Here is a 24,516-nt window from a genome sequence, read left to right as displayed (position 1 = left end):
GCGCGCCATCAGCAAAGATGGCGCGCTGTTTCTTTTACGCTTTACAAACTTTATGGCCTGGCGGCCTCAGGGCAACAAGCCACGCGTGCGTGCCTCGTTCACGGCACGTACCCGGGAGGACACCGCCAGCTTGTGATAGATATTCTTGACGTGGCAATCAACGGTATAGCGGGAGATGCAGAGCATGTCTGCGATTTCCCGGTTCGTCAGGCCATCGGCCACCCGCGACAGGATTTCATGTTCGCGGGCGCTGAGCGCATCCATCGCCGCCACACCGGCCGCCTGCCCGGCCGCCGCCGGTGCAGGCTTGCCCCCCAGCTGATCAATCACGCGGCGGGCAATGAAAGGATCAATCGGCGCGCCGCCCCGCAGTACGCTGCGTATCGACAGCATGACTTCCAGGTCATCCCGCTCTTTCAGGACATAGCCTGTCGCCCCCGCGCGCAAGGCGGCCAAAATCGCATCTTCCGTGCTCCAGGCGGAAATCACGAGAATCCCCATGTCCGCGTCCCTGGTGCGCAACTCACCGATCAGGTCGATGCCATTGCCATCCGGCAGGCCCAGATCCACCAGCGCCAGCGCATAAGCGTACTGCTGCAACAAGCGACGGGCATCCGTCAGGGTAGCAGCGCCATGCACCGCCGCAGCGTCATAGCCCAGCTGCGCCAGGATGGAAGCCAGGCGGGTACGGATAAAAGGCTCGTCTTCAACGATCAGAACCGGTACAGGCAAAAGAGTATCGTGCATGAATTGAACGTTTGCGCCTATCGAACGATAAATGTTTGCAGAGGCCTGCAAAATCATGCCGTGACTGCCAGGCAAGGCCAGGGCAGCAGCCCCCTGTGAATCATCGGCCGCCTGACGGCAACACCAGGCAACACCAGGCAGTCTTCAAGCAGTACCAGGCATCACTGCCGCGAACGATCTGCAGCGTGTCACACTTATAGTACGCAAGCTCAAGCCTGGTCCGCATCGCCTGAACCGGTTAGTTCGCAGCCGGCTGCCCCACGCCTTCCACCGCTCCGGCGGCCTGCAAATGCAAACGCGCCTCCAGCAGCGTATGGCCACGCCTTGAATTGACCACCAGATTGCCCCCGATCCGCTCCATCCGGGCACACATCGAACGCATGCCCACGCTGAGCCCGGCACTTTGCACCGCCTCCACATCGAACCCCACCCCGTCGTCCTCAATGCGCAGGACCAACACATCCGGCTCAGGCAACTCCAGTGTAATCACCGCGCGGCGGGCACGGCTATGTTTGATCACATTGGCCAAGGCCTCTTCAAGCAGCCGGGTCAGCGCCAGGCACACCCGGGCGCTGGGTACTGTCCGCCATTCCGTCGGGATACGCCACTCCGACTCGATCCCCAGCTCTTCAAACAGGTTCACGAATCGGTGGCGCAGAGGGGCCATCAGGGCTTGCGGTGAGGCCACGCCCGCTGATTCAACATGCGCGCTGTTATCTATCACCTGCCTCAGATCATTGCGCAGCAACTTCAACATCGACAGGAAACGGGTATTGTCCACCGGGGCCCGGGCCTGTTCTACGACCGCGATCGAGCGCACCAGCGAGCCGCCCAGGCTATCGTGCAGATCGCGCGCAATCTGCAGGCGCTCCTGCAGCACCGAATTATCCAGCGCCAGCGCATGCTCACGCGCCAGCGTCGCGCTCAAATCGTCGCAAGCCTGGGTGACGGTACGGCCCAACTCCTCGTTAAACTGCGCAATGCGGCGCATATTGTCGGCAATCCGGCGCGCCAGCAAGGTTGCAATCGTCACCATCACCAGCAGGCTGGTATAGGCCAACAGAGACTGCGACTGGATACGCTCCGCCATCAACAGGAAATCATGGATACTGATCCCGATACATAGCAAGGTGCTGCCGGCCAGGATCACCGGTTCAATATCGCGCTTGAGCACGCCATGGACCAACAGAAACAAGGTGTTGAAACAGAAAATCATGGCCGCTGTCAGGAACGCCCAGGCTATCGCCGTTCCCAGCCAGGCGCTGGGCACCAGCAACATGGAAAAGGCCATCAGGGCCTGCCCTGCCATCAGCACCCAGCCCGTCCGCCGCATGTGCAGCCGGCAGAAACTCCAGCTGAACATGCAATAGCATGCCAGATACAGTATGCAGGCCATGACATTGATGCGCAGGGTCAATACTGTCCCCACGAACGGCCAAGGCTCGGTGAGCAGCATGTTGCTGGCGAACAGGATCCAGAAGAACGTTGTCAGCACGTACCAGCCGCTGGCATGCTGGGAGCGATCATGCAGCCATATGCAGAAGAACAGGCAGCCCAGCACGGCGGAAATGGTCAGGTTGATGACAAACATGGTGCGCTGGTGCCAGACCTTCGCTTGCTGCCAGCTTTCCCAGGTTTCAGGCTCGCCCAGATGGACCCGGCCCAACCCGCCGCCCTGTGAGGCCAGCCCGTGCGCGCCTATCCACAGCGTGTTGACGCCATCACGCAGACTGGATTCCGGCAGACGCCAGAAGCGCGGCATGTTCCAGCTGCGCGAATAAGGCTCGGAAAGGCTGCGGTCACGCCACAACAAGTCATCATTGATATACACGATGCCCGCCAGGCCGACCCAGTCCAGTGCCAACCCGACCGGCGCCGGTGGCACCACCTTGCCCTCACATCCGCGCACCCAGTCAATCCGGTACCAGACCGAACCCACATACTCCGGCCAGCGCTTGGCCCAGCGATCCGGCAAGACGGTTTCCTGCCAGCCGGTTTCGGGACGGCTGCCATCGGGAGATAGCGCCACCTGGACACCGACTATTTCCGGAGCGCAAACGTCCACAGGGGTATCTGCCCATGCCGGGACGCAGGCAAATACAGCGGCCAGCCAGAACCATGACAGCCAGGCCGCCAGCCTGCCCAGCTGGCTCCGGCATAGCCGCAGCCAGCTGGCAACCAGGCGGCACGGGAAGCACCCCGTCAGCATGCTACCCGCCAGCGGCGAGGGTCACAAACGTGTCTTGCGCGGCCAAGGCGGCAGATGCCGCAGGCGCCAGCACAGGGACACGCACCAAAAACAGGACAGAACATCAAGAAAAAACCGGAATGTCAGGAAATTGCGACCAATCATACCGGTCAATCGGCAATTTACGCATTGTTATGCCGTTCCCCCACGGGCCCGCAGCCTGCGCCCTTTTCCTGATGCCAGAGGCTCCACCAGGGAAACTGCTGAATTTATGCACAATTTACACAGCGGGTCTGCCAGGAAAACTACACTGGAGGCATCACATTTCTTATCAGAGATGGTCCAACCATCATGGACTCATTTGAATTTCCCCTGCTCCTGATCCTGGCCATGGCCTTCATGTACTCGCTCATCATGGCGGTTATCTGGATGGCTTCCCGCGCCTCGGGCGGTGCGGCCAGCACCCGCCTGCCTGACTCCTGTCACAGCGACAAGCGCCGCACGGCGCGCAGCGTCACATAAGGCATGCTCACCAAGGCCTGGGTCACACCAGGCCTTTGTCCCTGGACAGAAAACGCAGACCCACCCCCGGCTCGGTCACGATATAGCGCGGCGCAGAGGCGTCATCCCCCAGCTTGTGGCGCAGCTTTCCCACCAGAATCCGCAAATAGTGCGCATCTTCTTCGTGGGTCGGTCCCCACACTTCACGCAGCAACTGGGTTTGCGTGACCAGCCTGCCCGGCTGGCGCAACAACAACGATAGCAGGGTGAACTCCTTGCGCGTCAATGCGACCGGCTCGCCGGCCAGCGTGACTTCGCGCAAGGCCAGATCCACCCGCAACTGTCCGTCATCAAAGACCGGACTGGCTTCGCTGCGGCCGCCTGCCATGCGCAGCAGCACGCGAATACGCGCCATCAGCTCGTCCACGCCAAACGGCTTGGTCACATAATCGTTGGCGCCCAGATCCAGCAGATCGACTTTTTCCTGCTCCCCGGAACGTACGGTCAGCACGATGACCGGCACCTGCGACCATTGCCGCAAGTCTGCCAGCACCTCGCTGCCATCCATGTCCGGCAGGCCCAGATCCAGGATGATGATGTCCGCCCCCTGGCCAGCCAGCAGGCTCAGGCCCTGCTGGCCGGTTTCTGCCAGCAGGGTGGCATAGCCCTGGGAGCGCAGGCTGATATCTATGAACTTGCGGATCTGCGGCTCATCATCAATGATCAGCACCCTGGCCGCCTGCGTGGCGGCAGTCGTATCGGTTTGGCTTATCACGGCTGTCACTTATCCTCTTCGTCATTCTCCAGGACGGGCGCATCCCCCCAGGGCAGGGTCATGCGCACGCAGGTTCCCTTGCCATCCTCGCCCGGCAAGGCCACAACACTGCCCATGTGCGCACCCACGATGCCCTGGACGATAGTCAGGCCCAGACCGGTACCATGGCGGCCCCGGTCTCCCCGTTCCACACTGTAGAACATATCGAAAATCCGCCGCCGTTCCTCTTCGGGTATCCCGGGGCCGCGGTCGGAAACATCAATCTGCAACTGGCCGTCTTGGGCCGGACGCACCTTGACCAGAATCGGCTCGCCGGGCGGGGAAAATTTTGCCGCGTTTTCCATGACATTGAACAAGGCCTGCTCCACCAGCGCCGGATGCACGTGAATCGGCGCCAGATCCGCAGGAATGTCATGCGCCACCCGCACCTGCGGTTCATAGCGCTGCAACCGGCGCGATGCCGAGCCGACCAGTTCGTCTATGCCTATCCAGTCCCGCGTCAGCTTCAGGCCTTGCTGCCCCAGCCGCGTCATGTCCAGCAGATTCTGGATATAACGGTCCAGCCGTTCGCCTTCCACATGAATGGTCTCCAGCAAGCTGCGCTGGTCTTCTTCGCTCATATCCTTGCCATAGCGCGCCAGGCTGTCAGCCGAACCGATCATGGACGACAGCGGCGAGCGCAAATCATGGGAAACGGATGACAACAAGGCGGAACGCAGGCGCTCCGTCTCGCCCGTGACCCGCGCCGCCTCCAGTTCCGCCACCAGCCGGGTGCGCAGCGCCGCCTCGGCGATATCGTCCACCATGCTTTCCGCCAGCCGCCGCTGCTCAAAGGACAAGCGCCCCGTATCTGCCGGAAAGCGCAGACCGACCACGCCCAGCGTATCCTGATCCGACCGCACCGGCAGAAACCACCAGGAGGACCCCGACAAGGTATCCGTGAAACGGCCGCTGGCCTGGCCGTGCTGCTGCGTCCAATCGGCAGCCGCCAGCTCGCGACTGTTCACGCCGGCCGATGGCGGCAGCGGCGAGGCCGTCTCGCCCCCGATGCGCATCCAGGTTTCGGCACGCAGGGCCGCATGCAGGGCTGCCGCGCCGGCGCTCATCACCTGGCCCAGATCCGCCGCCTTGGACAATCGCCGCCCGAGATCCTGCATGGCCGCCGCATGGGTATTGGCCGCCCGCAAGGCGATGACCTGCATGCGCAGCCGGGACGCCAGGCGGCCCGCGATCAGCGCGGCAGCCAGAAACAGCAATACCGTCGCCACCCCGCGCGGCGCGCTGATCATGGGCGTAAAGCGCGGCTCGATAAAAAAGAAGTCGTAGGACAAAAAGCACAAGGCTGCCGTCATCACAGCGGCGACCATGCGTGTGCGCGATGCCACCAGCATGACCGCCACCAGATACACCATGGACAGATCCTGCAGGCCCAGCAGCATGTCGGCCAGTGCGGCCATGACGGTCGCCACCAGGCTCGCCTGCAGGACAAACATGGGTTCACCGCGCGCCAGCCACTCGCCCCCGACATCCGGCCAGCGTGGCAAACGCTTGCGCACCTCCGGCGTACTCACAATCGTCAGTTCATAATGCGCGCCGCGCCGCAGCAGCTGTTGCGTCAGGGTACGGTTGAACATGCGCGCAATCGGCCGCTCACGCGTGCGGCCGATCACAATGGATTTGGCTCCCCTGGCCGCACCGGCATCCAGCAGCGCCTGGGTGATGTCCGTGTTGTGCAGCACTTCCGTCTCACCGCCCAGCGCCCGCGCCAGCGCAAAAGCCCGGTCCAGCTCCATCTGCCGCCGCTGCTCCAGCCTGGCGGCGCGATCGGGCCGGAAACTGCGCAGACCGCTCCGGCGGGCCGGCCGGGTGGCCTCGGCCGAACTGCCGGTATCTACCGTCACCACCGACCACGGCGCGCCGCGCCGCTCGGCGATACGCGCACCGGCACGCACCAGGTACTCGGATTCACCCAGGCCATCAATGGCAATCATCACGTGGCGCTGGATCGGAATCCCCTGCAAGCCGCGCGCGGCACGGGCTTCGCGCAGGTCCGCATCCACATGCTCGGCGACGGTCTGCATCGCCAGCTCACGCAAGGCCGTCAGGTTAGAGGGCGAAAAAAAGGCGCGCAGCGTCTGACTGGCCTGCTCGGGCAGATACACCTTGCCTTGCTTCAAGCGCTCTATCAGTTCCCGTGCGGGCAAATCCACCAGGCGGATATCACGCAAGCGCTCGAACAGCGCATCGGGCACGGTTTCCGTGACGCGCACGCCCGTGATCTGGAACACCAGGTCATTGACGCTTTCCAGATGCTGGATATTCATGGTGGTATAGACATCTATCCCCGCATCCAGCAGCTCTTCGACATCCTGCCAGCGCCGCTCGTGCCGGCTGCCGGCCGCATTCCGGTGCGCCAGCTCATCGACCAGCACGATCGCAGGCTTGCGCGCCAGAATGCCATCCAGATCCATTTCTTCCGGCGCCGCACCGGGAAACTGCGGTTGGCGGCGCGGCATGCGCGGCACACCGACGGCCAAGGCCTGGGTTTCCTGCCGGCCGTGGGTCTGTACCACACCGATCACGACATCGACCCCCTGGCGCAGCAGCTCCTGCGCACGCGTCAACATGGCGTAGGTCTTACCGACGCCCGGCGCAGCCCCCAGGAAAACTGTCAAACGCCCCGCCTTCTGCTGCCGGACGTCGCCCAGAATGGCATCCGCCTGGCTAGACTGTCCGGCTCCCATCATGTCCTCATCCTCAAATGGCTTTGGCCTGCCTGGCCATCTCGCATTCCTGCCCATGCATTCCTGCCAACCGTCACCGTGCAGTATCCCTCATCTGCCTGCGGGCTTCATAAACTCTGCATAAATTCAGCATCTGCGCGTCTCCGCCAGACCGCATCCTGCCTGACGCGGCTGCCTCGCTGCACCAGAAGCCCCCCCTAAAGTGATCGTTTCAAGTTTTATATCTTGTTGATTTTCAATGATTTTTTCCATTACAGCTGCTTTCTAAGATTTGACAAAACGGCTGATTTCGTGCAAAAATTTGGCAGAAATTTGCCAAAGACCACTAATCTGCCCGGGAATTTCCTACCAACGGGAATTAGAGACGCTGGCCAGGGTTGTTAAATCATTGCTCAGGTTACCCACGAACTGCCGTGGGGTCAGGTAATTCAGGCTGGAATGGGGCCGAACCTCATTGTAGTGGCAGCGCCAGTCCTCGATGATTACCCTAGCTTCCAGCCGGTTTCTGAACCATTCCATGGACAAGCATTCGTCCCGGAACTTACCGTTGAAGCTTTCATTGGTGCCGTTCTGCCATGGCTTGCCAGGCTCGATCAGCACCGTTTCCAGATTCTCGTCCACAGCCCATTGCAGCAATTGCGTACTGACGAACTCAGGGCCATTATCACTGCGCAGGTAGCGTGGCGCACCACGCAGACTGACCAGACAGCTCAGTACCTCGATAACGCGCTGGGCCCGGATGCTGCCAGCGACGTCTATCGCCAGGCATTCTCGTGTGTACTCATCGACCACCGTCAGGCATTTCAGTGTCTGCCCATTGGCGCAAGCATCGAACACGAAGTCGTAGCACCAGACGCTGTTTCTGCTCGTCGGCAGGCACGGCCTGGGCTGTGAACTGGCCACTGCCTTGCGCCGTTTGCGCTTGGCAGGCACTTGCAGCCCTGCCTCACACCACAAACGAGCGCAGCGCTCCTTGCCTACCTGGATGCCTTCCCGACCCAGAAACACGCGAATACGCCGCGCCCCGAAACGCGGGTATTGTCCTGACAGCCGTTGCATGGCCTGAACCACTGGTTCATCCTTCGTCGGCATCCTCAGCGTGTAATACAAACCGGAACGGGAAACATCCATCAGCGCACAAGCCCGGCGCTGGCATACGCCACGGAAAATAGCGTACCGCGCTTGAGCTAATCGGGCCTGTGCGCCTACCATTTTTTTGCGTTGATCTCCTTCATGACCTCAATCTCAAGATCACGATCGACCAACAGCTTGCGCAGGCGCGCATTCTCAGCCTCCAGTCCCTTCAGGCGTTTGACCTCGTCGGTCTCCATGCTGCCGTATTTCTTGCGCCAGATGTAGATCGTCGCCTCACTCACGCCGTGGCGCTTGGCTACCTCGGCCACCGTGTCCTTGCCTGTTTCCCGCAGGATCCGGACGATCTGCTCATCGCTATATCGCGTCTTCTTCATATGCCTCTCGCTATCGTGGAGGCCATTGTCTCAAGTTACCTTGGATCGAAAAAGCCGGGACAGGTCAGTATGAATAACCTGCCGCCAGTAGCTTTGAAAGAATCTCCCAAGTCCAAGGGCTTAGACATTTGTGCTATTGGGCTCATTCGTTTGGCTGTTGTGGTAGCTTCTCACCTACTACCGTTCGGACTTACCTTATGCCGCATCGCTGTAATTTGCCAAACGACTCACTTTAATGAGCCATGCTATTTTCGTCACACAAATGACTGACTGAAGACTTTCAGGCGGTGGAGATTGCTTGTTGTGTGGGCCACATGGTTCTTCATGGTTGCTATTAATGCCCTAATCACTCAATTTCTGCATTTGTTCGTCGCTGTATGGTGCAACCATGAACAAGCATTCTTCTACCTTCCTGACTTCTTCCTAGATTGACCGATACTGAGGCACGGGGCTTTTTAGTCGCTTGATTACTCTTGCTACCCGTTGACATATAACACTTCAACCTATTTTTCCGGGGCATAAAAAATGCCCTTGTTCCACCAACAAGAGCAATCAATTGAATTCGGATTCTTGACAATTTCAAAAGATCAAATATGATTATTTTTGTAAATGGCAGTATACCTATATGAAAATCCGAAAGAATATCAAGAGGTATGCTGTTAGACACCGGGTGGTGCCGAATCTAACGAAAAGAAAAAAGGCTAGTCTCAATGACTAGCCTGCTTCTTTTTTACGAGATATAAAGACCTCGATTTATATCTGATTGTGCTGTTTTCTCTAGCTCGTCCACCATGCTCTTGCCTGTTTGGGCGTGGTAGTCACTTTCAATTTCTTTGCTGACTGAGTATGTGGGGCTGACTTGCTTGTCACCTTGATAGACCCTTACACAATGGTCATCACCGATGACCCCCTGCCTGATTTCAAATTCTTTGCCTTGATAAGTGAATTTCTTGCCCATTTTTTTCTCCTATGAGGTTCATTCGCAGTTCTCTATGTGAGGGTGCCTGCCAGTCTTTCAATGGCTACTCTGGACCGCTTCGTCGTGTCCTTCCAACCATGTGAGGCTAGCAGGGTCGGCAACAGCCAAGGGTGAAGCGGCAGGTCACAGGTTTGACAAAAATCTTCCAGAAAATTTTCTGCTAAAACATATGCAATTGATTTTTAAGGAAGTTTTTCAAATTCGTGATTCGAGGCACCAAACACCGCCACGCCAGGGTGGCGACAGAAAAACAGGCATGCGGGCAAGGCCGATACCCCGCTGCTCACCACCAGACAGGCACCCACAGCGACTGATGTAATGACCCAGTAAAAACCTGCTCAGGTCATAATCGAGGAAAGAAGACATGAGCAAGACGATGGAAGAAGACATCAAACGCTGGACGGCCAAGCGTAAAAGCGCGTTGGTATTGGACATCATCCAAGGAAAAACGACGGTTTCAGAAGCGAGCCGACAGTACGATCTGTCGCCGTCTGAGGTCGAACAGTGGGTCGATGATGCCAAGCGGGGGATGGAGAACGCCTTGCGTGCCAACCCGTTGGACATCAAGGAACAGTACGAGCGCCAGCTGAAAGATCTGCAGGAGGCGTACGGCGAAGCGATGTTGGAGTTGCGTGCCCGAAAAAAGCTGCAAGCCCTGTTGGACGAGGAAGGGAAATGATCCTTCGCGTGCAGCAGGGCCTGGCTGCTGAGGGTTTCGAGGTGTCGGTGTCAAAGCTCTGCCGCTGGTTTGGTGTGCCGCGTCGAACGGTGTATTACCGACCGGTGAAGTCGGCACCGAAGGTCGATCCCAAGTATGTCGAACCGATCAAAGCAATGATTGAGGAGTCGCCGTCGTTTGGGTACCGGACGGTGGCCTGGCTGCTGGGGTTCAACAAGAACACCGTCCAGCGCATCTTTCAGATCAAGGGCTGGCGGGTGCGCAAGCGTCCGATTGGCTTCAGGCCACGGATCCAGGCATTGCCTTCAGCGGCCACAACGCCGAACGAACGTTGGTCTACAGACCTGTGCCGTATCTGGGCAGGCCGGGACGGCTGGGCCACGTTGGCGCTGGTCATCGACTGCCATACCCGCGAGTTGCTGGGCTGGCATCTGTCGCGCAGCGGCAAGGCCTGCACGGCGGGCAGTGCCCTGGAACACGCCTTGCTCGCCCGGTTCGGTACGCTGGGACGAGTGCCGGTGCCGTTCCTGCTTCGGTCAGACAACGGGCTCGTTTTTACGTCTCGTGACTACACCGCGTTGGTGCGCAGCTATGGCCTGCGTCAGGAGTTCATCACGCCACACTGTCCACAGCAGAATGGCATGGTCGAACGCGTGATCCGTACGCTGAAAGAGCAATGTGCACATCGCCACCGCTTCGAAACCCTGCAGCATGCCAGCCGCGTGATTGGTGACTGGATACGCTTTTATAACCATCAACGGCCTCACCAGGCGCTGAAGATGAAAACCCCGGCTCAAGCCTACGCTTTAGCCGCATAAGTTGAGCAGGTTCTGCTGGGTCATTACACTGAAGCAGAGAGCAAGCATAGGGGAAAACCCCTATCAACCCTAGTCACAGCACAGGAATTTACGCCGAATTTACGACCCGGCCGAGAGGGAAAGGCTATCGTATGCCCGCCAGAAGCCCGTGGATTTCAGTCATGCCTCAAATACTTCAGGACATTACCTTTATTCTTATTGTTGCAGTGCTGTTCACTGCCCCTCTGTACTGGATCAATCGCCCTAAAAAGAAACGGGACGATGAGGCCAGCCGTCAGTCCCTGACTGACCTTGCAGGCCTGTCCGGCAGCAAGACACCCCGCGCGGACTAAGGATAAGAGCGGGACGCAGCTGGCGTCCCCACGCTCTGTCCTTGTGCCGCCCCCGCTCAGCTGTCCTTTTCCACGTACAGCGTTTGCGTCGGGAAGGCGAAGTCGGCACCATGCTGCTGCACGATATCAATGATCTTTAGATAGACGTCCTGCTGCGCGTCCAGCCAGGCGGCCCACTTCGTCGTCTTGGTAAAACAATAGACCATGATGTTCAGGGACGAATCGGCAAACGCATTGAAATAGACCAGCATGGTCTGGGTCTGGTCGATATTGGCATCCTGCATCAGCATTTTGCGGATGTCTTCCACGATCACACGTATTTTTCCCGCATCCTCATAGCGCAACCCGATTTCCACATTGATGCGCCGGTTCGTCATGCGCCCAGGGTTTTCCACGCTGATCGACGAGAACAAGGAATTGGGCACATACAGCGGCCGATTATCGAAGGTCATGATCTTGGTCAGGCGCCAGCCGATCTCGACCACCGTACCTTCGATACTCCTGTCCGGGGAGCTGATCCAGTCACCGATGTTGAATTGGCGGTCAAAGTACAGCATCGTGCCGGAAAAGACGTTGCTCAGGATATCCTTGCCGGCCATGCCGATGGCAATGCCGCCGATACCGCCAAACGCCAGCAAACCGGACATGCTCAACCCGAAGTGCTCGCCAAAGAACAGCAGGATCGCGAGAAACACAACGAATTTCATGACCCGGGCAATCATGCGTGCCGAGGTTGGATCACTGCCTTTGTTGACCTGGTTTCTCTCCAGCCGGTTGATCAGCAGCGACAACTGGCGCATCAGCACCCAGGCCACCACCAGCACGCATGCCAAATCCACCATGCGTGGCGTCAGCCAGGTGATCCGATAATCATCAATGGCCATGTAAGCGTACTGGCGTGCCACCGCCACTGCCGAGAACAGCACGATCACCTGTACCACATGCACAATGATGCTGTGTGACCAGTTCCGCTTCCGGCGTTCAACCATTGCAATAATGATGGCCGCCAGCAGACAGGCCGCCAGCACCCCTGCGCCGATCAGATACTTGATCAATAAATCGTGATCGTCCACACCTTCTCCTTGTTGCGCGGCCGCAATTGCATGCGGCCAGCCTTAAGCAGCAAAGATTATAAGAGTAGGCGGTATGGCGCAGGCGCGGTCTGTCGCAGACGTTCCGCCATCACTGGCGACACGCCCGGCCCGGGCCGGGCGGCCCGAGAGATTGAGGGGCGCAGGGGGCCTGGTCGGCATCCTGGCGCCCGGCGCGGGCAGCCAGGCCAGCCCCTCGGGCACTCAGCGGGTCTCGCCGCCGCTCAACCAGCGCAGGTACGCCGAGCGAGTCACGGGAGACACGGAATCCAGCACTTTCTGACGGTTCACCTGATGGCGCACCTGCAAACGCGCATCGGCGACCAGACGGGACTTGCAGAACCAATGACAACTATGCTGAAACAGATACAGTTCGGCTGACATATGGTAGGCGCGCTGCTTAGGCTCCCAGCCGGCGCTGTTTTCCACGACATAGCGGAACCCTGCCGCATGAATTTCCAGCAATGCGCGGAAATCCCGTGTCGCGCCAGGCAACAGGCGCTCCAGGTAAGGAACGCATACCGCGAAGGTGCCCATGGCTGTCGCCAGGCGGCTTTCCTGCTTCATGGACTGCGCCAGTGTCTGCGCCTGCGCGGCCACCGCACGTTCCGTTTGGGCGAACGTCTCGAGAATCTGCTGCTGACGGACTTCGGAAGCCTCGTGAATTGCGCGGGCATACCCTTGCGTCAGGGTTTCCATGTGCCGTTCCAGCTGCAAATTGGCCAGATGGCTGCCCAGCAACACAATATGCGCGCGCTGATAGCGCGCACGCAGCAGCTGCCCCACCAGGGCAACCACCAACAGGATCAATATGATGTCCATCGCGTCCTTTCACGATTGGGCCGGCACCTCGGCAAACAGGCCAGCGGCCGCCCCGGCAACCGTGGCTTCATGCTGCCTGGGTGACGACACACAAGCAAAAAGGCCCAAACCGAAGTTTGGGCCTTTTTATAATCTGGAGCGGGAGACGAGTCTCGAACTCGCGACCTCAACCTTGGCAAGGTTGCGCTCTACCAACTGAGCTACTCCCGCATTTCGTCTTGCTTGCGCTGCGACGAGAAATAAATAATAACCTGCCTTTTCGGATGTTGGCAAGCCTTTCTGAAATTTTCTGCTTAGCAGCACTATTTTCGTCACCGACCCCAGGCAAACCGTCACATAAAAACAACAAACCGTCATTGAGGGCCATAACCAGACCCCAGCTAAAACCCAACCTCAAGCTCAGGCGCGCCCCTCTGGCAGCACGGGGATGCCGCCCGGTGTTGCCGGCTGGGCGGCACAGCCACTGTATTACCCGCCGCTGTGCTGCCAGCCCCCCGCGCAAGCAATGCGCGGGGGCCCGCCCTGCCCGGCCTACTGGCAGAACAGATTGGCTTCGTTCACCCGGGAGACGCGCAACATATCCACCTGCCCGCTGAAGTGCTCGCTGGCCGGCACCGTCGGGCGCGCGCCCAGCATCAATTCGCTGGCTGCTCGTGCAAGCATCGGTGCGCCTGCCGTCTTGCCAAAGCCGGGGCCATTCTCGCAATTAAGCTGCAGGCTGACGTTCTGCCCGTCCGAAGCAACATACAACTCGTTCCAACGCTCCGGGCCGTCCAGCGGCAACAACAGGCGCTTGCCCTGCGCCGGGAACTGCACCACCACACTGGCACTGCCCGTTTCCACGTTGAACACGCCCGTTCCCAAGGACATGAGGGTTTGCAGGGCCTCGCCCGCCGCCGGCTTGAAGCGCAGGTGGATAGCGAAGACTTCGCCGATGGGGGTCGCGGCGAACAGCGAATCCTCGGGCGTGCGCAACTGCGCAGGCACGGCCTCGCCGTCGGCATTGATCTGGATGATCTTGCCGCCAATATCGCTGTTGCCGCGTTCCATATAGCGTTCGGCTACCGGCTGCAGGCTGGCGTCCTGCAACACCAGGTCATTGCTGTAGGGCGAGTTGTCGTTGATGCAGATGGCGGCGGCGCCATCCGTGCAGGTTTCCGTCTGCATGATCCAGAAACCCAGGGTATCGCCATTCACCGGCATGGTTTCAACCGAAACTTCCCGGTCCTCGACCACGGTATCCGTGCCGCCGCAGGCCGCCAGCGGCAGTGCTGCCGCAACGATCAGGCGCTTGATCCATTGATTGTTCATCATCTTCATTCCTTCAACGCGCCACCGTGGCGCGGGGTTGCAGGATGACGTCATCGACCACCTGCCCCGCCAGCGTCTTGGTCAGCACATGCATGCGGTCGCCACGGATGGACAGCGTGGTGTAGGTATTGACGTTGTCATCGAACAGCACGTCCGCCACGCGGGCAATGCCGTTGCCATCGTTGTCGTAGTACTTGGCCGAATCCGACCCTGCGATCAGATAGGTAGCCCCGCCCAGGCGCGGCACGCCGCCCGCGAGCGGCACCGAGCGCGAATACATGTGGTCATGGCCGCTGATCACCAGGTCTATCCCGGCCGCATCGACCACCGGCGGGATGTACCGGGCCGAGCGGCCATTACCCGATGCCGGGTTGCCGTTGTACGGCGGACGATGCAGCATCAGTATCTTCCAGGTCTTGGCGCTGGCCTTCATGTCGGCTTCCAGCCACTGCGTCATCTTGAGCCAATCCGCTTCGTCCAGCATTTCCGTACTGACCACGGCAATATGCGCATTGCCATAGTCAAAGCTGTAATTGGCGCTGTCGAAAGGTGCGGCACTGCTGCCTGCCGCCATCGGCAGCCGGAACATGGATGCGAACTTGCTTGCCCCTTCGTTGATGACTTCGTGGTTGCCCTGCGTTGGCACGAACACCTTGGACGCCAGCGCCCCTTCCCCTTCCAGCGCATCGAAGAACAGGCGAACCAGGCGATAGTCACTCAGGTCGTCGGTGAAATCACCGACATGCAGGATCAATTCGCTGCCGGGCAACTGGGCCATCATCTTCTTGTACAGGTCGCGCACCAGGCCATTGCCATCGAAAATATTTTCATTGGCCGCCGTTTGCGTATCGCCAAACAGCACGATGTCCACCTGGTCGTCGCCGTTATCCGTCAGCACGGTATAGACGGGGCTCATGCTGCCCACGCCGTCACCCACGCTGTAGTGATACGTCTTGCCCGGCTTGAGACCGGTCAGCTTCGCATGGTGCACGCGCACGGCGCCCGATTCCGTGCCGTAGAAGAACGGCAGGATCTCGGAGCTTCCGGTAGCGCTCTGCGACAGCGCTTCGGTATCGCCATAACGCACGACCGACGCCTGGCTGCCCAGCGCGGTGTACCAGGTCACGTTCAGTTCGGACGGGTTCGCGGCAGGCGTCAGATAGACATGGCGCGGCGTGGCATCCAGGCGTTCCACCAACGCCTGCACCTTGGTCATCAGCGAAGAACCCACACTGTCATAGACCCGGAAAATCAGGTCTTGCGATTTCGTGCCTGCTGGCAGTTGCACCCGCAGCATGCCATGCTCATCGGTAACACCGAGGACGCGTACTTCCGTGACCGTATCATTGGCGCTGTTGTAAACCAGCGATTCGATCGTCACGCCACGCGCCGGCTTGCCGTCGGCGCCCACCACCAGCAGTTCGGTCGCCTGCCCGCCCACGCCCCAATGGGTCATCAGCGTATAGCGCCCGCCCACCGGCTTGCGGATGACCGGGTGATACCAGGTCTTGCCATCGACTTCCGCGGCAGCCGTCACCGAAATATCCGTATTCTGGATATAGTCCTTGACCTTCAGGCGCAAGGTAGCGATGGTTTGCGTGTTTTCCTTGAAGCCATTGAACGTGGCGTTCAAGGTGCCGCTACCGGTGCTGACCTGGCTGGGCGCAAGGTCGGCAGGCAACAGCTCCAGGCTGGTTTTGGTGGCGTCGTAGCTCAGGTGCAGCACCATTTCGCTGAAATTCTTCCCGCCGACCACGCGGATAGGCAGGTCGAAGGTGCCGCCCGGATAGAACTCCACGTTGCTGCTTTCGATATGGATACGCGGCGCACCGGTCACGACATTGAACATCAGGTCGCCAGCGGACACGTTGCCATTGATGTCATGGACACGGTAGTCCAGGCGATGCCAGCCGTCGGACAGGCCGGAGGCCTGGTATTCCAGGCGGTCCGTGCCGTTGCTGCTGGTCTTGGCGCTGATGTCCTGACCGTCGAGCTTCAGTTCGAAGTTGTTGAAATCCACACCCGAAGCATCCGCCAGTTGCAGGCTGATCCTGGGCGAATGGCTGTCCACCGTTGCGCCGCTGGCCGGTGTGACCACCACGCCAGGGCCCTGCAGGTCGGTGTTATCGCTATAGACGGCGGTGAAATTATCCAGCAGCACATGGGAATCTATGCGCTCGGCCGTTTTCAGCACCAGGAAACGGAAAGGCTGGGAAAAACGCAGCGGTTCGCGGTAGCCCTCGGGAATTTCCGCCATCATGAAATTCCAGCCACGGTCGGGCAGCCCTTCGCCATCATTGTTGTAGTTGATGGTGATCTGCTTGTTGTCAGCGTCCACCAACAGGCCGCGCACCCACCAGACCTTGCCGGCCAGTTCATCCGGAATATAGACATTCACGCCCAGGTACTTGGGGTAGCCCGGCAGCGTCTTGACCTTGCCCGGATCGGTCACGTAGGCGCCAAAGGTGCCCGGCGACTTGGGATCGGTTTCCCAAGACAGGCGCATGGAATACTCGCCAGCGAACACCGGGTCGCTGACTCGCGCCAGTTTCACGGACTTGTGGCGCGCACCACTGCCGGCATACATGCTCACATCGCCTTCGAAGTCATCCACGATGACTGGCGGTACGCCGATATCGACCTTGACCGTGGTGGACTGATCGCCATAGCTGACCGTGACCTGGCAGCTGCGGCCCTGCACTGCGCCTGCCGTCAGGACGCCCGTCGAGGCATTGATGGCACAGTCCGCCGCATTGTCCACCGTGTATTTCAGCACTCCGCTTTCATAGCTGACGGCACGGCCGCCACTGGTCAGTACGGGCTTGAGCGCCAGCGTGGCGCCGCTATCCAGCGTATAGACGCTGCGCGGGAAAGCAATGCTGTCGATGCTGGACACCACATTGACGCGGGCGACGCCCTTCTTGTCGCCCGCACGCGCCACGACATAGCCTTCCGCCTGCTGGCCGCCGGCCTTGAATGCGCCAGTCACTTTGTCGATCAGGCCCAGATCCGCGTCGCTGATGCCGTACTCCACCTGAATCCCGTCGCGCTCCCATTGCCTGGCGTCGAAACCGACACCACGGAAACGCCGGAAGGTCGAGCCTGCCAGCAAGGTCAGCTCGCGCGGATGCAGCATCACGCTGTCCTCATAGCGAGCCTTGTCAGGGTCCAGCACCAGCGCCCATTTGGTCGCGACCGAACGTTCCGAGCCATCCGAAGGCTGATTCAGCAAGTGCGTGTAGCGGTCGCCGGGAAAGCGGCCCACCAGCGTGGAAGAGCCGCCGCCATCGAAATTGATGGCCTTGACCGCACCATAGGCACGCATCAGCTGTGCCAGCTTGGTACGGGTAATGCCGTCGCCGGTGGAACCCACCGGCTTGTCGGCCACCAGGAAAAAGGCGCTGCCGTCAGCCCGTATGCCAAACCCGGTACGGCTGCTGATCTCGCCTTCATCGGCATCGCCGGCCAGTTCACCGTTATCCACCAGCAAACCGCGGCCAAAGCCGGCACCGACGGCATAGCGCACCTTCGCCCAATCGGCATTATCGGTTTCGTAGCGAACTTCGACCGTGCTGCTGGCCGGAATCTCGGCCCCGACGATCAGCGCGTGGCCGGCGGGGATCACATAGGCCACTTCATCCTGCACGATGCTCACGGCCTGGCCTGAAAAGGGCACGAACTGGACGCTGCTGCTGCCGTCCGGCTGCGCCAGCACCGTCACGCCATTGGCCTGTGGGCGCACCAGCACGCCGGTTTTACCCTGAAGGTTGACCGGGCCCCGGTAGTTTTCCGCCACATACACCGCCACTTCCGAACTGCCGCGCACATAGGCGGCGTTCTTCTGTTGCGAGGCATCGTAGCGGTACACGCTGCCGACTTCACTGGCGAGCTTGCCGCCAACGTACAGGCGCAGCTTGAAATCCGGCACCTGGTTTGCCGCCAGGATATCGACACGGCCATCTTCATCGACCACCACGACTTCTTCGACACGGTCGCTGAAACCGGTATAGGTCACGCCGTCTATCTTGGTCAGGCCCATGTTCCAGCCATTGACCATATCGTAGGGGTCGGCATTGACCGCCAGAATGATATTGCGACCCCGGTCGATGGCCCTGTCGGCCGACTGGGTCGTGCGTTCCATCGAAAACTGGCCCCGCGACCGCTCCAGCGGCTCCAGCGACAGGCCGTCGCCCAGCTTGAAGTCGGCGACGATCAGCGCTTCGTTGTAGGTGTGATTCAGCTTGCCTTCGATGATACGCAGCGAATCATTGACTTTGTACTGCTGCAAATCGCTGATGACGGTAGGCACCTGCTCCTTGCTGGTAGTGCCTTCAACGAGGGGAGCCTCGGGCGCCTGGAACTGGCTGGCGGCATCGGCCGGCGGCTCGATGATATTGCTGGCGAACTGCTCGCCTGTCGAGCCATCGACGACATGTTCAACCGTCTTATCGTTATAGACGGTCTCCTTGTCGTTACCACAGCCGGCCAGCAATGCGCCAAGCAGCAGGGAGCCACAAGACATTCTTGTGACCGCTAGGGAACACCACGACATAGATCTGATCCTTGAAGGGGCAGGAAATGGAATGGGCAAGGCTGCCGGCCAGCGCACCGGCTTGGCCGATGCAAACGGCACAAGATGCACAACCGGCGCCATGGCCAGCCGCAAACGGCATGGCAACGAATGCCCAGGCAGGAAAAATGTGCAAAGGCTACCGACGCAAGATTGCAATTTTGTTGAGGAAGAATGACCGTTCTGGCCCGGTTGCCACGGGCCTGTCGCAACACCTCGGCAGCGGGCTTTCCCTTTCCGTTCTATTTCTTGTGATCGTGGGGTTCGTGCGCCATGACGCAGCTGGGTTTGCGGGCCGCCACCGCGCGGCGGCAGCCTGGCGTCAAGCCTGACGCCGCCTGAATCTCCAAGGACTCATGATAAAAAACGCACATCTAATAGGAAAATTAACTAGTTTCAGTGTTGGATTCGTCATATTTGGGATGCTACTTTAGTCAGTTCATCCGTGACGGCACACAGCACTTCAATGCTTGCGGCCCGCCTGACACGGCTTCATCCCTGTTATTTCCTCTTTCTATGGAGCTGTCGCAAATGAGCGTGGAAACAGAGCTGACCCGCCCAGGCCCCTGGCTGGAATCGCTGACGAAACTGCAACCGGCTCCATGGCATTGGGGTCGTTCCATTCGTGCCGCGCTGAGTGTCGGCCTGCCCTTTCTCATCGGTCTGCTGAGCAATGACCTCATGACCGGCATGTGGATCGCAATGGGCGCCCTGATGCAGACCACCGGGGAGCGGGACGGCACCTATGACTCGGTCTTCCGGAACATGCTGATTGCCGCCCCGATCGGCGCCCTGGGTTATCTGGCTGGCTATCTGGGCCTGCTGCCCTGGCCGCTCACAGTGGTCGCGATGGCCGTGCTGGCCTTCGTCGCCGGTATTGTCAGCAGCTATGGTGCCGCCCTCTCCGTGGGTTGCCTGCAGGCCTTGCTGGTCGCCGCCATCGCGATCGGTGTGCCCGGCATCACGCCATTCTGGCAACCGGCACTGCTCTATCTGGTCGGCACCCTGCTTTACGCAGCGCTCCTGGGAATCGAAGCCCTCTTTTTCCACCAGCGGCCACGCCGCAACATGCTGGCGGGCCTGTTCAATGCCCTGGCTTCATTGGCCATCAACCGCGCAGAGCAGCGTCCTATCGACGAACCGCGCCGCCTGGTCACGGCGCGCCTGGCGGCAGCCCATGCCGCCCTGTTGCATCAGCATCGGCGCATGGCCGGCCGCAGCCTGGAGCAGGAACGCAATGCCGCCATTCTGCAGCGCAGCGACGCCATCTTTACCGCCTTGCTGGCCAGTGACGATATCACTACGCTGCGCAACTCCGCCCAACGGCTGCACCAGATTTCCGGTGCGCTGGCGGCAACGTCGCGTTTTCCTGCCACCGCACTGGGCACGCCGGATTCCGATCTCGACCGCCACCTCCGCGCGCTCACGGCTCTGCTGAATGCGCAGGCTACTTTCGACCTGCCTTTGCAGACAGCAACGGAACCCGCGCTGTCTCCGTCGGCGCATCAGGTAAAGATAGATCTGTCGGATCGCCTGCTGCCCAGCCGCGACACCTTGCTGGCCGCCTCGGCCCTGGCGCTGTGCATTGCCATCGCCTATGCCATTCACTGGCTGGACAGCGATGCGCACTGGTTCTGGATTCCCCTGACCGTCGGGCTCATCATGAAACCCGATTTCGGTTCCGTTGTCGCCCGTTCGCTGTTGCGCAGCCTGGGGACGCTGATCGGCGTCGTGATCGGCGCCGCCATTCTCCTGTTCGTGTCCAAAAGCATCGCCTTTGTCCTGATCATGGCAGCCCTGGCCGCCTGCCTGCCGTGGGCCATGCAGCGCTCCTACGCCCTGCAGGCTGTCGTCCTGACCCCCTTGATCCTCATGCTGGTGGACATCATTCTGCCCGGCAGCCACGACACCGCTTTCGCCCTGCAGCGCCTGCTCGATACCGTGATTGGCGCAGTCATCGTCATCGTGTTCGGCTATCTGGTGTGGCCCAAGGGCCATCGCCCGGAAATTGCCACGCGCTTTCTGGCTGTCCGGCAGGCGCTGGCCGATTATCTGCAGGCCTGCCTGCCCGACCCGGCCGCCGCCTCCCCGGCAGCCCGACAGTCGCAGATTCGTCAATACCGCCGCAATGCCTACCGTCAATTGACAGGTTTACGTGCCCAGTTGCAACGGTTCATGTGCGACCCGCCCCCGGCAGGCAACACGACGGCAGCGTGGTTTCCATTGCTCGACAGCGCCGAGCGGATCTGCGACGACATTACGATTTATTCCGTGCAAGCAAGCCAGGCACCTGCAGATGAGATGCGCCAGGCTTTGCAACTGCAGGTGGAACACCTGGGCGGCAAGCAACTTGGCAGCGGCACCACGCAACACTGGCCAGGCCCGCGCCCCGGCACCCCGGAAGCCCGCCTGATTGAACGTATCGACAGCGAACTGCAGCATATGCAGACGCTGCGCACCCAGGCCTGAGCCATCCCCGCCCCCGGCCTGCCGCCGGGGCCTACACGGCAAGCGCAAACCTACATTCTGTCGAAGGCGGACCCGACATGGGGCAGGAACAGCCGATCGTAGGTTTTCAATAGGAAGGCGTCGGTCATGCCAGCCATGTGATCGCATATCACCCGCAAACGCTCGCCTTCCGGGGCAGCCTGCCAGCGCTGGTAAACATCCCTGGGCAGGAAGGCCCGGGGTTCGGAAGCCAAGGCCTCGAACACGGCAATGACCAGCCGCTGCCCCTTGAACTCCATCTGCTGCACGCCTGCACTCAGAATCACGGTTTCTTTCACCGCCGTCTTCAGGGTATCCAGGAACGCCATGGCGTCACGCGGCAGACTGGCGCGATAGCGCAGCAACGGCTCCTCAAAATCCGGGTCGGTATGCACACGGCAATGGCTGATGAAGTAATGCACCAGCCGACCGATGAAACGCTTGCGGCGCCCGCCGTCGCCAAACAGGCGATCGACCAGCCAATCATGAATTTCCGGCAGCGTCTTGCCGGCCATTTCTGCGGCATAGCGCTCGCGCAGGGATTCCAGGAAGCACACGCACTTTTCCCAAGGCGCATGCCGGCGGAAATCTTCCGGCTCGATCAGGTCCATGGCCAGGGCATCTTCCAGGTCATGTACGCCGAAGGCAATGTCATCGGCGATATCCATGATGCTGCAATCGAAGGATTTATGCCTGGCACGGCCATGTTGATCCGCAATGGGCGGGTCGAACGCCGTAAAGCGTTCCCGGTCTGCCGTGTTCAGCGGCGCCAGAATCCAGTCCACCACCTCCTGTTCGCTGTCCAGATAGCATTTGGGGGGCCGGGACACCTTGCGGTCGATGATGCGGATCGTGCTGGGCCCAGTCTCCAGCCGCGGGGCCAGATCCGGATTGAACACTTGCGAGTAAGGTACCGGGTACTTGAGCAGACTCAACATGGCACGCCGGGTCAGGTTCGCGCCCGCGTGCTCGGAAAATTTCTCCAGCCGCGACACGATCCTCAACGTCTGGCCATTGCCCTCAAAGCCCCCGGCCGCGCGCATGCAGTAGTTCAGCGCCACCTCTCCCCCGTGGCCAAACGGCGGATGGCCCAGGTCATGCGTCGCGCCAGCCACCTGAATCATGCTCAGGCTGGGCAGGTGCGGATGGATTTCCTGGTATGCCGGATTGCATTCGAACTGCCGCACGATACCAGCAGCAATTTGCGCAACCTCCAGGCTATGCGTCAGCCGGGTGCGGTAGAAATCGTTGTCCCCCGGACTCAGAATCTGTGTCTTGCCCTGCAAACGCCGGAATGAAGCACAATGAATAATGCGCGCGTAATCGACATCATACGGGGTGCGTACATCGGTGCCGACGGGCTCCCAGGGTTCGCGGCGCTGCTGCCAAAGCATGACTTACCTCCTTATCGGGCTAAATGCGGTACTACGGCCCGGCTGCGGCAATCCGGCTTCGACGCGGCAGGGGCCAGGCACGCGAAATCCCTGCCTGCGGTACGGTAACATGCACGAGAACAGGCCACACTCGCTCTACTTCCGCCACGGCCCCAGGAACAGACATGGCACAGGGTATGTCCCGCTACCATTCCTCCCCAGACCCTCTGCCATCCGACGCGATGGGCAGCATCGGTTTCATCGGTGCAGGCAGGCTTGCCCGAACCCTGGCCGGGCATTGCCATGCGCGCGGCCTGAACATCAAGGCAATTGCCAGCCGCACGCCCGCCAGTGCGCAACAACTAGCCGCCAGCCTCCCGGGCTGCACCGCCCTGGATCATGCCCAGGAAGTCGCCGACTGCTGCCACCTCGTTTTCATCACCACGCCCGATGCCGCCATCGCAGCTGCTGCGGCCGCTGTGCGCTGGCGTGCAGGCGCGCGAGTCGTGCATTGCAGCGGCGCCACCGATGTCTCGGCCCTGGACGCCGCAAAAGCTGCGGGTGCGCTGACTGGCGGGTTCCATCCCCTGCAAACCTTCGCCGACCCGGCTGCGGCCATCGAACACCTGCCAGGCTGCACAGTCACCATCGAGGCCGCGGCGCCGCTGGATGCCGAACTGGCCGCACTGGCCGCGCGCCTGGGCTGCAGAATCAATCACCTGCCCCCTGGCACCCGGCCGCTGTATCATGCCGCTGCGGGCTATGCCTCGCAATTCATCAATGCCTTGCTGCATGACGCGGTACGCATGTGGCAATCCTGGGGGGCCAGCGAAGAAGACGCCCTCCATGCCTTGCTGCCCCTGCTCCAGGGAACCCTGGCCTCGATTGCCGGCAGCGGGATTGCCGCCGGCATGCCCGGACCGGTTTCCCGTGGCGATGCGCCATCGGTCGCCGGCCATGTCGCAGCATTGCAATCCTTCGACCCGGCCAGCCTCCCACTTTATGTCGAACTTTGCCAGCGCACCGTCGATATCGCGTTGCAACAAGGCCGCATCGACTCTGCCTGTGCCAGCCATCTGCGCCATATCCTGACCGCAACGCAACATTGAGCGACGCGGCCGCCAACCGCTGTCGGCACTCCCCTGAAGACGCCCGGCAACCCTACAAGGAAATCAAGCGATATGCCGACCCAACGCGAGAACAACCTGCGCCAAGCCCATCAAGTCCTGGATTGGAATCGAAAATACCTGAACCACGGCTCCACGCTGACACCCGAACGAATCGGCGAGTGCTTCGCCCCGGCTTTCATCGTTGAAGCCAATGGCCGGCGCTACCAGGCCAACCACCAGAACTACCAGGCGTTTCTGGAAGACATAAAACGCTCGCTGTCCGGCATCGAATACACGATAGACCACACCGTTGCCGACGAACACTCGGCCGTTTTTGCCATGCGCGTGAGCATCTGCAAGCAAGACGGCAGCACCGAGCACTTCCATGCCGTCCTGCTGACCCAGTTCGATGTCCATGGCAAAGTCACGCTTTGGCACGAGGTGTACGTCCCCCGACCAGAACAAGCCTGACACACGGATAGACACACACCGGAAGTCATGATTCAGTCACAATGACTTGA

General features: G+C 60.4%; 19 protein-coding genes and 1 tRNA gene. 8 read left to right on the top strand and 12 right to left on the bottom strand.

Translation table 11 applies throughout. The features are described 5' to 3' along the window. Positions 1 to 66: 66 nt before the first annotated feature. Positions 67 to 747 carry a response regulator gene (locus ACNA1V_RS10350; RefSeq protein WP_415833539.1) on the bottom strand — a complete coding sequence of 227 codons (681 nt, stop codon included), beginning with the start codon at positions 745 to 747 and terminating at the stop codon, positions 67 to 69. Positions 748 to 985: 238 nt separating this feature from the next. Further along, on the bottom strand, positions 986 to 2,776 hold the full coding sequence (locus tag ACNA1V_RS10345; RefSeq protein ID WP_415833538.1) for a sensor histidine kinase: 1,791 nt from the start codon (positions 2,774 to 2,776) through the stop codon (positions 986 to 988). Positions 2,777 to 3,286: 510 nt separating this feature from the next. On the opposite strand from ACNA1V_RS10345, the gene ACNA1V_RS10340 reads away from it, so the two are divergent. After that, positions 3,287 to 3,457, top strand: coding sequence for a hypothetical protein (locus ACNA1V_RS10340; RefSeq protein ID WP_415833537.1), 171 nt, complete (start codon positions 3,287 to 3,289; stop codon positions 3,455 to 3,457). A 22-nt stretch (positions 3,458 to 3,479) separates the two neighbouring features. On the opposite strand, the gene ACNA1V_RS10335 is transcribed toward ACNA1V_RS10340, so the two are convergent. The 4 genes from ACNA1V_RS10335 to ACNA1V_RS10320 all read right to left on the bottom strand — a co-directional run bounded on the left by ACNA1V_RS10335 (position 3,480) and on the right by ACNA1V_RS10320 (position 9,382). Next, positions 3,480 to 4,211 (bottom strand): response regulator, encoded by a 732-nt coding sequence (locus tag ACNA1V_RS10335; protein WP_462937404.1) that lies wholly within the window; start codon positions 4,209 to 4,211, stop codon positions 3,480 to 3,482. 5 nt (positions 4,212 to 4,216) lie between these two features. Then, a complete protein-coding gene (locus tag ACNA1V_RS10330; RefSeq protein WP_462937403.1) occupies positions 4,217 to 6,958 on the bottom strand; it encodes an ATP-binding protein in 2,742 nt (913 codons plus the stop codon). A gap of 342 nt (positions 6,959 to 7,300) precedes the next feature. Beyond that, a protein-coding gene (locus tag ACNA1V_RS10325; RefSeq protein WP_415833536.1) for an IS3 family transposase occupies positions 7,301 to 8,424 on the bottom strand; the annotation gives its coding sequence in 2 pieces (ribosomal slippage) (positions 7,301 to 8,166 and positions 8,166 to 8,424; 1,125 coding nt in all). Positions 8,425 to 9,154: 730 nt separating this feature from the next. Beyond that, positions 9,155 to 9,382 carry a hypothetical protein gene (locus ACNA1V_RS10320; RefSeq protein ID WP_415833535.1) on the bottom strand — a complete coding sequence of 76 codons (228 nt, stop codon included), beginning with the start codon at positions 9,380 to 9,382 and terminating at the stop codon, positions 9,155 to 9,157. A 385-nt stretch (positions 9,383 to 9,767) separates the two neighbouring features. Between ACNA1V_RS10320 and ACNA1V_RS10315 the strand changes: the two genes are divergently transcribed. The 3 genes from ACNA1V_RS10315 (at position 9,768) to ACNA1V_RS10305 (ending at position 11,232) form a co-directional block, all read left to right on the top strand. Further along, positions 9,768 to 10,082 carry a DUF1153 domain-containing protein gene (locus ACNA1V_RS10315; RefSeq protein WP_127774636.1) on the top strand — a complete coding sequence of 105 codons (315 nt, stop codon included), beginning with the start codon at positions 9,768 to 9,770 and terminating at the stop codon, positions 10,080 to 10,082. After that, a complete protein-coding gene (locus ACNA1V_RS10310) occupies positions 10,079 to 10,900 on the top strand; it encodes an IS3 family transposase (protein WP_415833534.1) in 822 nt (273 codons plus the stop codon). The genes ACNA1V_RS10315 and ACNA1V_RS10310 overlap by 4 nt, the downstream gene beginning before the upstream one ends. A 161-nt stretch (positions 10,901 to 11,061) precedes the next feature. After that, a complete protein-coding gene (locus ACNA1V_RS10305; RefSeq protein WP_415833533.1) occupies positions 11,062 to 11,232 on the top strand; it encodes a hypothetical protein in 171 nt (56 codons plus the stop codon). Between the two features lie 56 nt (positions 11,233 to 11,288). On the opposite strand, the gene ACNA1V_RS10300 is transcribed toward ACNA1V_RS10305, so the two are convergent. The 5 genes from ACNA1V_RS10300 to ACNA1V_RS10280 form a co-directional block, all read right to left on the bottom strand. Beyond that, the gene (locus ACNA1V_RS10300) at positions 11,289 to 12,305 is read right to left on the bottom strand and encodes a mechanosensitive ion channel family protein (protein ID WP_415833532.1); all 1,017 of its coding nucleotides are present in this window, start codon (positions 12,303 to 12,305) and stop codon (positions 11,289 to 11,291) included. Between the two features lie 222 nt (positions 12,306 to 12,527). Beyond that, the gene (locus tag ACNA1V_RS10295) at positions 12,528 to 13,145 is read right to left on the bottom strand and encodes a hypothetical protein (protein WP_415833531.1); all 618 of its coding nucleotides are present in this window, start codon (positions 13,143 to 13,145) and stop codon (positions 12,528 to 12,530) included. 134 nt (positions 13,146 to 13,279) lie between these two features. Further along, a tRNA-Gly gene (locus ACNA1V_RS10290) sits at positions 13,280 to 13,355 on the bottom strand. 321 nt (positions 13,356 to 13,676) lie between these two features. Then, complete coding sequence (locus ACNA1V_RS10285; RefSeq protein WP_415833530.1) at positions 13,677 to 14,459, bottom strand: hypothetical protein; 783 nt, start codon at positions 14,457 to 14,459, stop codon at positions 13,677 to 13,679. Between the two features lie 10 nt (positions 14,460 to 14,469). Beyond that, positions 14,470 to 18,978: a phosphodiester glycosidase family protein gene (locus tag ACNA1V_RS10280; RefSeq protein WP_415833529.1), complete on the bottom strand. Its 4,509-nt coding sequence runs from the start codon at positions 18,976 to 18,978 to the stop codon at positions 14,470 to 14,472. Positions 18,979 to 19,127: 149 nt separating this feature from the next. On the opposite strand from ACNA1V_RS10280, the gene ACNA1V_RS10275 reads away from it, so the two are divergent. Further along, complete coding sequence (locus ACNA1V_RS10275) at positions 19,128 to 19,358, top strand: hypothetical protein (protein ID WP_415833528.1); 231 nt, start codon at positions 19,128 to 19,130, stop codon at positions 19,356 to 19,358. Positions 19,359 to 19,557: 199 nt separating this feature from the next. Continuing rightward, a complete protein-coding gene (locus ACNA1V_RS10270) occupies positions 19,558 to 21,495 on the top strand; it encodes an FUSC family protein (RefSeq protein WP_415833527.1) in 1,938 nt (645 codons plus the stop codon). A gap of 50 nt (positions 21,496 to 21,545) precedes the next feature. Here the strand turns inward: ACNA1V_RS10270 and ACNA1V_RS10265 are convergent, their stop codons facing one another. Next, positions 21,546 to 22,907 carry an anti-phage deoxyguanosine triphosphatase gene (locus tag ACNA1V_RS10265; protein WP_415833526.1) on the bottom strand — a complete coding sequence of 454 codons (1,362 nt, stop codon included), beginning with the start codon at positions 22,905 to 22,907 and terminating at the stop codon, positions 21,546 to 21,548. A gap of 164 nt (positions 22,908 to 23,071) precedes the next feature. On the opposite strand from ACNA1V_RS10265, the gene ACNA1V_RS10260 reads away from it, so the two are divergent. Further along, a complete protein-coding gene (locus ACNA1V_RS10260) occupies positions 23,072 to 23,995 on the top strand; it encodes a Rossmann-like and DUF2520 domain-containing protein (protein ID WP_415833525.1) in 924 nt (307 codons plus the stop codon). 72 nt (positions 23,996 to 24,067) lie between these two features. Further along, positions 24,068 to 24,466 carry a nuclear transport factor 2 family protein gene (locus tag ACNA1V_RS10255; RefSeq protein ID WP_415833524.1) on the top strand — a complete coding sequence of 133 codons (399 nt, stop codon included), beginning with the start codon at positions 24,068 to 24,070 and terminating at the stop codon, positions 24,464 to 24,466. Positions 24,467 to 24,516: the final 50 nt, after the last annotated feature.

The sequence above is a fragment of the Kerstersia similis genome (assembly GCF_965139615.1).
GTDB classification, from domain to species: Bacteria; Pseudomonadota; Gammaproteobacteria; order Burkholderiales; family Burkholderiaceae_B; genus Kerstersia; species Kerstersia similis.
Note: the sequence above shows the minus strand (reverse complement) of the source record. Positions and strands in the feature narration are given on the sequence as shown.